Below are 13,498 nucleotides of genomic sequence, written 5' to 3' on the forward strand. Positions count from 1 at the left end.
GGGTTTTATAGATGCCCGGTGGGTACCGGGGCGGCCTTGAGGCCTGGGTCACTCGAATCACGCACCTTCAGAAACGTGCGAACGCGGTCGCGTACGGGTGCGATGCGCCGGTTCTCACTCACAGCGTCTAGCACGAACGTCGCCGCGCGTGCGCTCATTTCGTAAAGCGGGTTGTGGACCGTCGTCAGGCGCGGCTCCGCATATTCGGCCGACGCGAAATCGTCGAACCCGACCACGGAGACATCGCGGGGAATCGACAGGCCGTGTTGCTTGAGGGCCCGCATCGCGCCGATGGCCATCGCGTCGCTCGAGGCGAACAGCGCGTCGAATACGGCGCCACGAGCGAGCAGAGCCGCCGTTGCTGACTGCGCGGATTCGAGCGTGAAATCAGCGGATGCGATGCAGTGCGAATCGAGCGGGATCCCACGCCGTGCGAGTGCCGCGCGGAACGCTTCGAGGCGGGGCGCCGTGACCGGGTTGTCGGGGCGACCTGCCAGGAAGGCGAAACGCGTGCGGCCGACATCGACAAGATGGTCGACGGCTGCCGAGATACCGGCGCCTTCGTCGGGAACGACGGCGGGCAGCGCGCCATTGAAGCCATAGTCGTCGAGCACGATCACGGGCAGGCCTTCGGCGGCCGCGGCTTCGAGCACGGGAAGGGGGCGCTGGAGCGAGACCACGATCAAGGCGTCCATCGCGCCATTGCGCAACTCGCCGGCGAGGCGGGCCTCATCGGCCGGTGTTCTCGGATAGGCATGCAGCACGAGGCTCGAGTTGGCGGCTTGCACGCGCTCCATTGCGCCGCGCAGTACTTCGATCATCCACGCCGAGGTGTCGAACGGGGCGAGCAGCCCAATTGCGTTGGCTTTGCCCTTCGCGAGCTGAACCGCCCGCGCGCTTGGGACGTAGCCGCTCTCCTTGACCAGGGCGAGCACGCGCGCGGACGTCTCCGCATCGACGTCGGGCCGTCCGTTGAGCACGCGTGAAACGGTCGTCTTCGAGACCTGGGCTTCGCGCGCAATATCGCTGATCGTCCACTTGGAGGACACGTTGGCTTCCTTATTAAGTGCTGTCTGAAACCGGTTCCGAAGTGACGATGAAACCGATTCCGGAACCGGTTTCGGAACCGGTTCCGCGAAATGTGCGCTTTTGATCTTCAGTCGTCAACTAGGGGTTGGCCCGAAGAGGGAAACTCACGAATCGATGGAGCAAAGTCCGATAAAATTTCTCTAAAGAGAAATTACCGGCGCGCAACGAGCATCAACGCAATAATTTCTCTTTAGAGAAACTAGTGCCTATAATGCCCTGTAGGGATGATTGTTTCTTTATAGAGAAATTATTGTGAGCACACGATCCTATCGCGGTCCGACACCTGTCCCGCAGATCCGGGAATTAGAGGGCCTCGGTCATTTGATTCGCCACCGTCGGCTCGAACTGGAGCTTCGGATTGATGACGCGGCACACGCGTGCGGGGTCGCCGCGAACGTGCTTTCAAGGTTGGAAAACGGACGTCCGATCGGTGTCGACCGCCTTCTTCGGATCTTGTCGGGATTCGGGCTCAGCATGATCGTGACAACAAAGGAAATGGCCTCGCAGTTTGATCCGGCACGTCCCGACGTCGCGTCGACTTCGGACTGACGGCGTCATTGCACAAAGGGGATTCGATGATCTCGCGGCATGTGCTTCATGTTTCGACCGGCGGGACAGGTGTGGGCCAGCTTTCGTTCGACGCACGTGAGGACCGCTACGCGTTTGCTTATGCCGCAGAATGGGTCAAGGCGCGGTCAGCTTTTTTTCTTGCGCCAGCCATTCCGCTCAGTGGTGACGCTGCTGCCTCAGGCGCCGTGCATCGATTTCTCGAGAACTTGCTTCCCGAAGGGCGCGCACTCGATATCGCGGCGATCGTCAATCAGGTATCCAAGGCAAATACATTTGCTTTGATACACGCGCTCGGAAAGGAGCCCGTGGGTGCATTGAGCTTTCTCGCGCTGAATGCGGATTCCGAAGAGGCTGCCCGCGCAGCACTAAAGCAAGAGATCGAACCGATCCGCCGACGGCTTTCGCATGAGGAGCTGAGCCAACGCATTCGTGAGCGCGATGCTTTCCCGTTTCCTGTTTGGGACGGAAAGGTTCGGCTCTCGCTTGCCGGGTATCAGGACAAGCTGCAGGTCCTCGTCGAAGGTGACGAACTGTCTTTTGCCGACGGCGCACTCAGTTCGACGCATTTGCTTAAGCCCGAAAGCCTGAATCCGTTCACGCCGCACATGGTGGCTAACGAACATTTCTGCATGACGCTCGCCGCACGGATGGGCTTGCCCGTCGCCCCCGTGACGATTCGACGTCTGCCCGAACCGGTCTTGCTGATCGAGCGATTTGATCGAACAGTGCTGTGGAGTAAAGAGGTTGAGGCCCGGGCGGAAGCCGTTACAAGGATCCATGTGATTGACGCCTGCCAAGCGCTGGATGTGCCGTCGACCTTTAAATATGAGCGGAACCTCGGGGCGGGAGCCGACGTGCGCGACATTCGCGAAGGCGTGAGTTTTGAACGACTCTTCTCATTGCTTGACATGATGGTCGCTTCAGCGAAGGCACGGCAATTCTTGCTGCGGTTCGCATTGCTGCAACTTTTGCTCGGCAACAGCGATGCCCATGGCAAGAACATTTCGTTTCGCGTGCAAAAGGAAGGGCTCGCTCCTGCACCGCTATATGACCTCGTGTGTGTTCATGTCTATGGCGACAAGATCGATGGCGATATGGCGATGGCCTACGGGGACGTGTTCCGCATGGAGGACATTTCGCCATTTGCGCTTGCTGATTTCGCAAGGCGTACTGACACACCACGACCACAACTCGCGCGCGAGCTGACCAAAATGGCGGACTTGGCGCTTACCCTGGCCCCGTCGCTGGCAGCCTCTGACGCCTACTCGGGTGAGGAGCGAGCGACAGTCGCGCGGATCGCCGACTACGTGTGCGCTCAAGCGCGTCGCTTGCAAAAAATCGCGCAAGAGGTCCCTCGAGTCGATGCGAGTCTCCTGTAGTCGCACCGAACTGGATTCTCTCTCGCGCACCTATTTGAAGTGGCCCAGTCGACCCTCGACCCACGCCGCCATCCTCAGCACCTGCACGTCGTCGTTGAACGCACCGACGAGCTGGAACCCGAGTGGCAGGCCGGTTTTGGCGCGGCCTGAGGGTAGGGTGATGGCGGGGGTGCCGATGAAGCTCCAGGGGGCGCAGAAGGTCGCGTCGCCGGTGTCGAGCAGGCCGAGCGGCGCTTCGCCGGTTGCAGGGAGGGTGACGATGGCGTCACAGTCGCCGAGCAGTTCGGCTGATTGCTCACGCAGGCGACGCTGCAGCGCGAGTGCGCTCAGGTAGCTGTCTCGCGACGTTTCTGCTCCGGCGGCGGTCAGCGTCCGGATGTGCTTGCTGACCTGATCGGGGTACTGCGCCACGAGCGGTTCGATGCCCTCGTGGGCTTCGACGCGAAGAATGGTCATCAATGCGTCGATCATCGCCGGCATGGCCGGGTACGGCTCGCGTTCGACGAGTTCGACGCCGTGCTGGCCAAGGGCGCTCAGCACCTGATCGAAGTTGGCCTTTTGGTCGTCGCTGGCGCGATCCCAGAACGGTGTACGGACGACAGCCAGACGCGTGGGCTTGCGTGGGTTGAAGTACGCGTTCCAGCTCGCGACGTCGTCGATGACCTCAGGCTTGTTCTCGACGATCAGCGCATAGGCCAACGCCACAAGATCGACCTGCTTTGCAAAGAAACCCAGATGATCGAGCGAGGGCGCGAGCGGGTGAACACCCTCGGTCGGAATGCGACCGTGGCTCGGCTTGAATCCGATCACGCCGCAATACGCAGCGGGCCGGATGATCGAACCCACCGTCTGCGTGCCGATCGCCAGCGGCACAATGCCCGCGCCGACCGCTGCGGCCGATCCGCTCGATGACCCCCCAGGCGTATGCAATGGATTCCACGGGTTCACCGTCGGACCCGGCTCGCGCCACGCAAATTCGGTCGACACGGTCTTGCCGAAGATCGTGCCGCCCATGCGACGGATTTGCGCGCTGATCCATGCATCGTTTGCCGGCTGATGGCCCGAGTAGATCGGTGACCCATACGTCGTCGGCATATCGCTTGTCGCGACCAGGTCCTTGACGCCGATGGGCAGCCCCGCAAGCGGACTGTCGACCACAGCATCGGCAACGGTCTGCTGCGTGGGCCGATACGTGAACGCATGGAGCCAGGGTTCGCACGCGTCCGCGCGCAACGTCGCGATATCAAGCTGCTTCTGGCAGGCGCCCGCGTCTCCGCGCGCAGCGATCACTGTGTCAATGACAGATACCGATGAGGCGGTTGCAAGTTCGTTCATCGCGCAAGCGTCCTATTTCGACGCGACCTGTTTGGCGGCGTCGCGCGCGAACGAATTGTCGACGGAGTTCGCGTACGTGACCGTTCCCGGTTTGATATTGCCGATGTACTCCTGCAGGTCGAGGGCATTGCGGAATGCCTGCTCAGATATCTCGGGCGATGTCGCATAGATATTTCCCTTGATCAGACGATCGACGGCAGCATCGACGATCTTCTTGTCGAGCGACGGAAACTCAGCTTCGGCGACCGCACGCGCTGTCTCGGGCGATTGCGCAATCAGCGCTTCGGCTTCGCCGATCGATTTGACGAAGGCCGCCACCATTTGAGGTTTAGCCTTGATCGTTGACGTGAGTGTGTCAATGGCCGAGAAGGCGTAGCCCCCCGGGTAGGCCTTCGGGAAGGCGTAAAGAATCTTGAAGCCGGCGGCGATGCCCTGGTCGGCCTGCGGCTCATACACGGTCGCGGCGTCGGCACGGCCGGCCGTTGCGGGGGCTAGCTCGGTGCCGATCTGCACGGTGTTCATATTGACGTCGGCGATGTTCTGTTCCTTGATCAGGCGCTGCAGCAGATACGTGGTCGTCGACGGTGGCAACGCGGTCGAGACCGTTTTGCCCTTGAGCTCGGCCGACGATTTGAGCGTCGAATCGGGCGGCGTCAGGATCCACACCGGCACGCCGGCCACCACGTTGGCCACATGCACGAGAGAGGCGCCCTTCAGATTGGCGAGGCAGGCCGTCATCGGGTCTTGCAAGGAGAAATCGGCATGACCACCGATCACGGCAGCGACGCCGGCAGCGCCGCTGCCTGCTGTGACTTTCTCGACTTCGAGGCCGTTCTTCGCAAAGAGGCCCTTGTCGATGGCCACGTAGAGCGGCAAGTATTGAATCGACTGAAAGGCCTGATAGATCACGGCTTTGTCCGCAGCGTGGGCGCTCTGCATCGACGCCATGGCCGCGAAGGCGAGTGCCGTCAGCGCAGCACCTGTTACCAGGCGCTTATTCAGCGGCTTTTGCGATATCGCGGTGGTCTGCGACACGGTGCGGGATGGTGTGGTGATGCTCATCGTTGAGACTTCCATGTGACGATCCGGCTCTCGGCAAGTTGAACAATCCAGGTCAGCAGGGCCGCCATCAGCGTGAGCACGATGATGCCGAGCCATACGGTATTGAGGTCGAACAGGGATCCGGCAACGAAGACTTCATGTCCCAGGCCGGTTTGCGATGCGATGTATTCGCCGACGACGGCGCCGATCAACGCGAAGCCGATATTCACGCGCAGCGTCGAGAAGATCCACGGCAGTGCACTCGGCACGATGAGCTTCGTGAAGATCAGCCGGGGCTTTGCGTTGAATGACCGGAAGAGGTTCAGCAAATCGCGGTCGACTTCGCGAGCCGCCGCGGATGACGAGATCATCGCGACCGCGAAGGTCGATATGCCCGCGAGCCAGATCTTCGAGGTCATGTCGGAGCCGAACCAGATGACGATCAGCGGCCCGAGCGCGATTTTCGGAATGCTGTTCAGAATGACGGACAGGCCTTCGGCCACGCCGGCGACACGCGGCACGAACCAGAGCATGAGTCCGAGGCCCAGACCGAGACCGCTGCCGATCACAAGACCCATCACCGTTTCGTAGAGCGTGGCCCACGTGTCGGTAACGAGCGTCCCTTGCGTGAGGCCGGTCTGTGCCGCCTGCCAGATGCCAAGCGGTGACCCCAGCAATTTGCCGTTGATCCAGCCGTGCGTTGCGGCGATCTGCCAGAGCGCAATCAGCGCGATCATGATGGCGGCGACAATGCCTGATGCGCTGCGCCGCGCTTTCGAACGCTTGCGTCGTGCTGCGCTGACCGCACGACGTTGCATGACAACTTCGCTCATGCCGGGGCTCCTGCGTGATAGATCGATGTGCTGCGCAACCCGTCCCAGATGCGCGAGTGGTAGGTGCGAAACTCGGCCGACTCGCGTGCGGAAACCGCAGTGCGGGGACCGTGCACGCTCAGTTCGATATCGATCGAATCTTCGATCCGCGCGGGGCGTCCGCCGAGCAGGATCACGCGATCGCTCATCGCGATGGCCTCTTCGATATCGTGTGTGACGAGCACGACGCTCGTGCCCGTGCTGTCGCGCAGGCTCATGACGTCGTCTTCGAGCGCAAGGCGCGTTTCATAGTCGAGCGCGGAAAACGGTTCGTCGAGCAAGACGACGTTGGGATCGACGAGCAAGGTGCGGGTCAGGGCCACGCGTTGGCGCATGCCGCCGGATAGCGCATGCGGGTAGGCGTCGGCGACGGTGTGCAAGCCGTATTTCGACAGCATCGACCGCGCGCGGTCGACATCTTCGCGCGTGACCTTGCGAAACAACTCGACGCCCAGCAGTGCGTTTTGCAACACGGAGCGCCAGGGGAGCAGCAGGTCTTTCTGCAGCATATAGGCGATACGCCCCGCGCTACCGTCCGCGTGCGGCGCGATCGAGATACGCCCCGACTGCGGTTTGAGCAGACCCGAAACGAGATTGAACAAGGTGCTCTTGCCCGCACCGCTGCGACCAACGATCGAGACAATCTCGCCTGCGGCGACGCTGAATTCGAGGCGATCGAAGACAGCGGTGCGCTCGCCGTCGTCTCGCTCGAAGGCATGACTCAAATCTGTCACATCGAGAACGGGGCGCTGCTGCGAGCGCATCGCGAGCGCGTCACCAAGCGATGCGCCATCGTGAAGTGCCGGATGCGGCTGACGTGCCTGATTGGCCGGACTTGACTGATGCGAAACGTGCACGTGTTCTTCGACGTGCCCGTATGGTGTAGGGGCCTGAGGTGAAACTTGAGTCGAGTTATTCATCCGCTTCATGACCCGATGCATTTGCTCGCGTCATACAACGGACACAACGCGGCAAGGTGTGCCGGCTTCAGATCAGATGCAGATAGGAAACCGGTTTAGGAATACACACCTTGCAAGCCACAAAATGATTTGGCAATGCGCCAAAATAATTTCGTGCTATCCACGCGCGGCGCGCATGAAATCGCGCACATAGGTTTCGTCAACAGGGTTCCACCACACACGGCCCACCTTGAGCGAACTCGCGACGATCACCGCGTCGACGACGGACAGTATCTCGGCGACGTTGTGCTCGGTACAGCCGCTGCCGACGAGCAGCGGCAGTTGCGTTGCGGCGCGGATCTGGCGCAGATAGTCGACGCTCGCCGCATCGCCCGTGCGTTGTCCCGTGGCGATCACGGCGTCCGCATCGAAGAACTCGACGTCGCGCACAAGCTCCTCAAGCGAGCGGTCACTGACAATGGCATGCGCACCATGCTTGACGTGTGCATCGGCGAACACGCGTACGCCCTGTGCCCGCAACTGTGCGCGATAGCGTAACGCTTTAGCCGCCTCGCCCTCGATGATCCCTTCGTTGGCGACGTAAGCGTTCGCCCACTGGTTGACCCGCACGAAGGCTGCATTGCTGGCGGCGGCAATCGCGAGCGCCGGAATCGATGCGTTGGCCAGGACGTTGATCCCGATCGGCAGTCCCGTGTCTCTTGCAATCCGGTCCGCTGTCACGGCCATAAACGCCGACGTTTCGTGGCCGATGTCTTCGGGCTTCGAGAACGGCACATCGCCATGGTTTTCGATAATGAGTCCGTCGACGCCACCTTGCGCGTATGCACGTGCGTCCGCGAGCGCCGTTTCGTAGAGCGCTTCGCTTGACTGGCCATCGTAGCGTGGCGCACCGGGAAACGCCGGGCAATGAATCACGCCGATAACGATGCCGCGTGCGCGTTGAAAGATCTGTTGAAGACTGTCGGTTCGGCCGCGGCCGACCACGTTGGATGCATTCATGATGTGCGGGTCTGGAGAGGCTGCAGGGAGTCGGTCAGCACGCGCATATCGGCGCGCTCGGGGAAGCTGCTATAGGTGCCGGGATGTTCGACGACGTAAGCGGCCACACGCATCGCGGCCGGCAACGCGGCGGTGAGGGTCGAGCCGCGCGCAAGCCCGGCGACGAGCGCGCCACACAGTGCATCGCCCGCACCGACGGTGTCGATCGCATGGGCTCGCGGTGCGGCGACCTGTCGTGTCGCGACGTCGCGATCGCAGACGATGACACCGTCTGAACCGAGCGTCACAAGCGCGTGCGCGGTGCCGGCTTCGCAGAGCATGCGCGCTGCGTGTTCGGCGTCGGGTTGCTTCGTCAGCGTCAGGGCTTCGACACGATTGACCACGAGCACATCCACGTCGTGCAGCATCGGCACGCAGTTGAAGCGCACCGGGCCGGGATTGAGCATCGTATGCCGGCCGCCGCGATGCAGATGACGCAAGACGTCGCGCGTCACGGCCTCGCCGAGGTTGCCTTGCAACACGACCCAGTCGCCGGGCCGTGTTGCCGCTTCGAGCTGGTCGATATCGGGCAGATAGGCGTTGGCCGCCTCGTTGCGCGTGACGATTGTGTTTTCGCCGTACGCATCGACGGTAACGATCGACATGTCGGTCGCGTGCGTATCCCGTTCGAGATGCTGTATATCGATGCCTTCCTGCTCGAGCATGACGACGATGCGCTCGCCGTCGGCATCGTTGCCGACCGCGGCCCACAGGGCGACATGTGCTCCCGCGCGCGATGCGATCACGGCCTGGTTGGCGCCCTTGCCGCCGAAGTCGAAGCGCGTCGATAACGCGAGCGATGTCTCTCCCGCACGCGGCAGTTCATCGACGCGCAGCGTGAGGTCAATTGCTGCATTGCCGACGACGATGACGCGTGCCGGGTGCGATGGATACGACGGATGCGAGGCGGGAGCCGGATGAGAGATGTCGTTCACGATCGCCACATCATGATGTCTGGATCCAGTCGCGCAGAATCGCGCCATACAGCGCGACGGCATCGTTGAGCCGATCGACCCGGCAATACTCGTCGGTCTTGTGCGCCATCGCCGTTTCGCCCGGACCGAGAATCACGGTCGGCGGCCATGCGGTGGCGGGTTTAAGTACTGCGGCGTCGGTGAAGTATTGGGCGGTGCGCGGGCCGGCGGGAAGATCGTCGTAGGGGCGTGCGATGTCCATCACGCGCGCGATCCACGCGTCGGACGGTTCCGAATACACCGATGGCAAATCAATCACGGGCGACAGCACGACGTCGCCCAGCTGTGATTGCAATCGGTCCGCGACGCAATGATGCTCGATACCAGGCACGGTGCGCATGTCGATCGTAAACTCGACGCGATCGGGCACCGAGTTGATATTGAGTCCGCCGCGTATGGTGCCGACATTGAGCGTGGGTTTGCCCATGACTTCGTGCGCATCGCCGACGCTGAAATCCCAGACATGCGCTAACGCGTCGGTCGCGACGCGAATCGCGTTGATACCTTGCTCGGGCATCGCGCCATGCGCGGTCACGCCGCGCGCAATGCCGCGCAGCCACAGCGCACCCTTGTGCCCCAGCAATACGCGATTCCCGGTGGGCTCGCCGACGATGAGGCCGCCGAGCGACTGCAATAACTCCGGGTGATCGGCAGCCAATGCATGCGCGCCGTCGCACCCGGTCTCTTCGCCGCCAGTCAGGATCAGATGTACGCCCGTGCCTCGGCGGACGGTGTCGATCGATGATGCGCACGCGACGATAAACGCCGCAATGCCGGCCTTCATATCGCTGGTGCCTCGGCCGTAGAGCTTTCCGTCGGCGATTTCGCCGCCGAACGGATCATGCGTCCACTCGGCCGCGCCAAGCGGTACGGTATCGAGATGGCCTGTGAATCCGAGCGGTGCGCCGACGGAGGTGCCGACCAGGCGCGCAATCAGGTTGAACCGTCGCTCGCCGAACGTATGAAGCACGACGTCGAAACCCAGCTTTTCGAGCAGGGTGGCGAGATACCGTGCGCACGCTTCCTCGTCGCCGGGCGGGTTGGCGGATGGCAACGCAATGAGTTCGCGAGTGAGGGCAACGGGATCCAGCGTGTTCATAGATGCCTTATCTGACGGTATGCGATGGTGCATGCAAGCATGGGAAAGCGCATGGCGCCGAACAATGGACTGCTGCGATCTACTGCGTTCCATGCGCTGCATGCGCTGCATGCGCGCCGACCCGACCCGGGTCGGGCCGTGCGCGGCGTTGCCGCTCAGCCCTTGCCGCGGCCCTCGGTCAGCCAGTCGAGACAATTGCGCCAGAGCGTCGCGTAACCGTTCCAGTCTGAAAACTCGGGGGGCAGCCAGTGCACCGACATATCGCTGGTCCACGCGAGCGTGCGGCCTTTGCCGTACTGTCCGGCAGCGAGCAGCGGATGATGCGTGCCGGGCACCTCGGCAATCAGCGTTGCATCGGGTTTGAGTTCCACTTCGTTATAGCCGAGCAAATGCGGCCACGGTTCCGTGAGGCCTTCGATGACCGGATGCGATGCGACACAGGCGGGCGTGAATCCCTCCGGCACTTCGACACGGTCGTCGTAGGGCAGGCAACGCACGGGCAGTACCTCTTCGACGGGCGTATTGCGAAAGCGCGCGCTGCCGTTGATGCCCTGAAAACTCAGATACCCGCCGATCATCATGAGCCCGCCGCCGGCATCGACATAGTCCCGCAATGCCTTGAGGCGATTCGGCGTGCGCTGGCTTTTGGCCCAGGTATCGGGGTGCAGCAGCAACGTGTTGGCCCCGATATCGGACAGGATGATCGCGTCGTACGCCTGCAAGCCTTCGACGGTTTGCGGAAAGTGCGTCTGCGCATCGTGGCTTGGCATATGCGTGACGACATAGTCCCCCTGCGACAGCAAGGCAAGAAACTGTTCAGCCCCGGTGTGATAGGTAACCGACGCGAACTGGTCGAAGCCTTTGACGTGCGTAGCCGTGCTCGTCCACGATTCGCCGGCGAGCAAAACGGACTTTTTCATTCGAATCTCCTTGGTGCAGGGATCATCGGCTGCGCCGACCTTGGGTTGCATCGCCCGAGTCCGAAAACACCCGGACCGGGTTCGTCACCATCATTGTTTCAATCTGCGCATCGCTCACGCCATGCCGACGCAGGCGAGGCACGAAATGCTCGAGGATGTAGCCATACCCATTGCCGCCGAATTGCGTGAGCATCATCTTCAGAAACACGTCTTGTGACAGCAGCACACGGTCGATATAGCCGGCGTCGATGAGCGCACGGATTGCGCGCGCGTTCTCCTCATCGGAAGGCGACTGTGCCTGTTCGTCGGCGTAGTAATAGTCCATGCCGATCATGTCGTACTCGAGCCACGCGCCGCGTTGCGCAATCGAATGCTGATACGCGACGTCGAGGTGGCTCGGGTTCATATGGCAGAGCACGGTATGCGAGAGGTCTGCGCCTTCCTCCTCGACGATATCGAGCACACGATGGCCGTGACGGACCCATCCGGGCAGGTGCACGGAGAGCGGCACGCGTGTCTTCGCGCTCGCTCGCGCCGCTGCCCGCAGGGATTTTTCTTCCTCTGCCGTGAACGCGGCCGACACGCCGATCTCGCCGATCTGTCCGGCGAGGACGTCGGGTTTTTCTTCCGCGCCGCCGACGTCGAAGATCAGTTGTTGCGCGAGTTCGTCGATCGATTTGTCACGCACGTAGGCCGGGTGCGATGGCTCGAGATAGAAGCCAGTCGACATCACGATATTGAGCCCGGTGCGTCTCGAGATGCGTTGCAGCGCGAGCGGATCGCGGCCGATGCCGATATTGGTCGGATCGACGACGGTTTGTCCGCCGAGTTCGCGAAACTTCATGAGTTCCTCGACGGCGAGGTCGACGTCGAAGAGCTGGCAGTTGTCGCGATTCATCAGCGGGTTCATGCGCAGCGCGCCAAGAATGCCCATATGGACCTTCTGCTCGCCGATATGGCGCTGCGAACAGCACGCGGGCGCGACCCACTTGCCGGACGCGTCGATCAGGATGTGCTCGTGCATCAGCGTGATACCCATCTGCGCGACGGGAATCGGTCCGAGCACGGTCATCACGTAGCCGCTGCCGACACCGATGGGCAACGGTGCTGGATGACCGAAAGCGCGGCTTCCAGCCGTCAATGTCGTGGACGCCGATGAAGACGACGCCGACGATGATGCAGACGAAGGCGATGCAGACGCGGACGATCCCTGCATCGTCGGTTCGCTGCGCGTGGGGGATGGAATCGATGTCATCGATCAGCCCTTGCGCCGGCGCTGCGGCGAGAAGATGCGCGTGTTCATCCAGATCGCAAACAGCATGATCGCGCCCTGGATGATCTGCGTATAGAACGGCGACACGTGAACCAGAATCAGGCCGTTGCCGAGCACGGCGATGGTCAGCGCCCCGAGCAGTGTGCCGAGAATCGTGCCGCGTCCGCCGAACAGATTCGTGCTGCCGAGTACGACCGCGGCAATCACGGCCAGCTCGAATCCCACGCCCTGATTCGATGAGCCGCTACCCAGCCGCGCCGTGGTGATCAAACCCGCGAGGCCCGCCGCCGCGCCACTGAGCGCATAGACCTTGATGACGACCGAGCGGGTGTTCACACCGGCGCGACGCACGCCTTCTGCGTTGGTGCCGATGCCGACGATATAGCGTCCAAGACGCGTGTGCCGCAGGATCACCCAGCCCGCGAACAACACGGCGATCGCGATGACGGCGGGCAAGGGCACACCGAGAAACCACGCACGGCCCAGCTCGACGAACCAGCCATTGCCGTCGACGGGAACCGAATACCCTTGCGTGATCAGCAGCGCGATACCCCGCACGATCGACAGCGTGCCGAGCGTCACGATAAACGCCGGCATGCCCGCGATCGCGATGAAATAGCCGTTGATCAACCCGATCAGCGCGCCGACGACCAGGCCGCCGATGAACACGATCGTGTCCGGCACACCGGCATGGAGCGCGATGGCCGCGAGCGCACCGACGAGCGCGAGCGTCGAGCCGACCGACAGGTCGATGCCCGCCGTCGTGATCACCAGCGTCATGGTGGTCGCCACGATCAGCAGCGGCGCGCTTTGGCGCACGACGTTGAGCAGATTCCCTGCCGTCAGAAACGTATCGGTCGCGAGCGTAAACGCGATCAGGCAGAAAACGAAGAACGCGGCAATGCTTGCCACGCCGGTATTCTTGCCGAGCCGGTGAGTCATTGACATACGGCGCGGTGCTGGAGAGTCGGACACGGTCACACCCATG

Annotated in this window: 13 protein-coding genes; 2 read left to right on the forward strand and 11 right to left on the reverse strand. The window is 62.2% G+C overall.

What is annotated here, in order from left to right:
- Window positions 1-5 precede the first annotated feature (5 nt).
- A complete protein-coding gene (locus tag ACMFWR_RS30120) occupies window positions 6-1,049 on the reverse strand; it encodes a LacI family DNA-binding transcriptional regulator (RefSeq protein WP_413196038.1) in 1,044 nt (347 codons plus the stop codon).
- Window positions 1,050-1,341: 292 nt separating this feature from the next.
- Here ACMFWR_RS30120 and ACMFWR_RS30125 point away from each other — a divergent pair, with 292 nt between their 5' ends.
- Both ACMFWR_RS30125 and ACMFWR_RS30130 read left to right on the forward strand, forming a co-directional pair.
- Window positions 1,342-1,638 (forward strand): helix-turn-helix domain-containing protein, encoded by a 297-nt coding sequence (locus ACMFWR_RS30125; RefSeq protein ID WP_413196039.1) that lies wholly within the window; start codon window positions 1,342-1,344, stop codon window positions 1,636-1,638.
- 26 nt (window positions 1,639-1,664) lie between these two features.
- Complete coding sequence (locus tag ACMFWR_RS30130) at window positions 1,665-3,038, forward strand: HipA domain-containing protein (RefSeq protein ID WP_413196040.1); 1,374 nt, start codon at window positions 1,665-1,667, stop codon at window positions 3,036-3,038.
- A 30-nt stretch (window positions 3,039-3,068) separates the two neighbouring features.
- Here the strand turns inward: ACMFWR_RS30130 and ACMFWR_RS30135 are convergent, their stop codons facing one another.
- The 10 genes from ACMFWR_RS30135 to ACMFWR_RS30180 form a co-directional block, all read right to left on the reverse strand.
- Window positions 3,069-4,373, reverse strand: coding sequence for an amidase (locus ACMFWR_RS30135; RefSeq protein ID WP_413196041.1), 1,305 nt, complete (start codon window positions 4,371-4,373; stop codon window positions 3,069-3,071).
- Window positions 4,374-4,385: 12 nt separating this feature from the next.
- On the reverse strand, window positions 4,386-5,435 hold the full coding sequence (locus ACMFWR_RS30140; protein ID WP_413196042.1) for an ABC transporter substrate-binding protein: 1,050 nt from the start codon (window positions 5,433-5,435) through the stop codon (window positions 4,386-4,388).
- The gene (locus tag ACMFWR_RS30145) at window positions 5,432-6,247 is read right to left on the reverse strand and encodes an ABC transporter permease (protein ID WP_413196043.1); all 816 of its coding nucleotides are present in this window, start codon (window positions 6,245-6,247) and stop codon (window positions 5,432-5,434) included. The genes ACMFWR_RS30140 and ACMFWR_RS30145 overlap by 4 nt, the downstream gene beginning before the upstream one ends.
- The gene (locus ACMFWR_RS30150) at window positions 6,244-7,050 is read right to left on the reverse strand and encodes an ABC transporter ATP-binding protein (protein ID WP_413197388.1); all 807 of its coding nucleotides are present in this window, start codon (window positions 7,048-7,050) and stop codon (window positions 6,244-6,246) included. Before ACMFWR_RS30150 ends, ACMFWR_RS30145 begins: the two co-directional genes overlap by 4 nt.
- A 312-nt stretch (window positions 7,051-7,362) precedes the next feature.
- A complete protein-coding gene (locus ACMFWR_RS30155; RefSeq protein WP_413196044.1) occupies window positions 7,363-8,205 on the reverse strand; it encodes a BtpA/SgcQ family protein in 843 nt (280 codons plus the stop codon).
- On the reverse strand, window positions 8,202-9,179 hold the full coding sequence (locus tag ACMFWR_RS30160; protein ID WP_413196045.1) for a ribokinase: 978 nt from the start codon (window positions 9,177-9,179) through the stop codon (window positions 8,202-8,204). The genes ACMFWR_RS30155 and ACMFWR_RS30160 overlap by 4 nt, the downstream gene beginning before the upstream one ends.
- 10 nt (window positions 9,180-9,189) lie before the next feature.
- Complete coding sequence (locus ACMFWR_RS30165) at window positions 9,190-10,428, reverse strand: M20 family metallopeptidase (RefSeq protein ID WP_413196046.1); 1,239 nt, start codon at window positions 10,426-10,428, stop codon at window positions 9,190-9,192.
- Window positions 10,429-10,472: 44 nt separating this feature from the next.
- Window positions 10,473-11,237 (reverse strand): glutamine amidotransferase, encoded by a 765-nt coding sequence (locus ACMFWR_RS30170; RefSeq protein WP_413196047.1) that lies wholly within the window; start codon window positions 11,235-11,237, stop codon window positions 10,473-10,475.
- A 22-nt stretch (window positions 11,238-11,259) separates the two neighbouring features.
- Window positions 11,260-12,492 carry a phosphotriesterase gene (locus ACMFWR_RS30175; RefSeq protein ID WP_413196048.1) on the reverse strand — a complete coding sequence of 411 codons (1,233 nt, stop codon included), beginning with the start codon at window positions 12,490-12,492 and terminating at the stop codon, window positions 11,260-11,262.
- 3 nt (window positions 12,493-12,495) lie between these two features.
- A complete protein-coding gene (locus ACMFWR_RS30180; RefSeq protein WP_413196049.1) occupies window positions 12,496-13,458 on the reverse strand; it encodes an ABC transporter permease in 963 nt (320 codons plus the stop codon).
- Window positions 13,459-13,498: the final 40 nt, after the last annotated feature.

Source organism: Pararobbsia alpina (assembly GCF_965118125.1).
Classification (GTDB): domain Bacteria; phylum Pseudomonadota; class Gammaproteobacteria; order Burkholderiales; family Burkholderiaceae; genus Pararobbsia; species Pararobbsia alpina_A.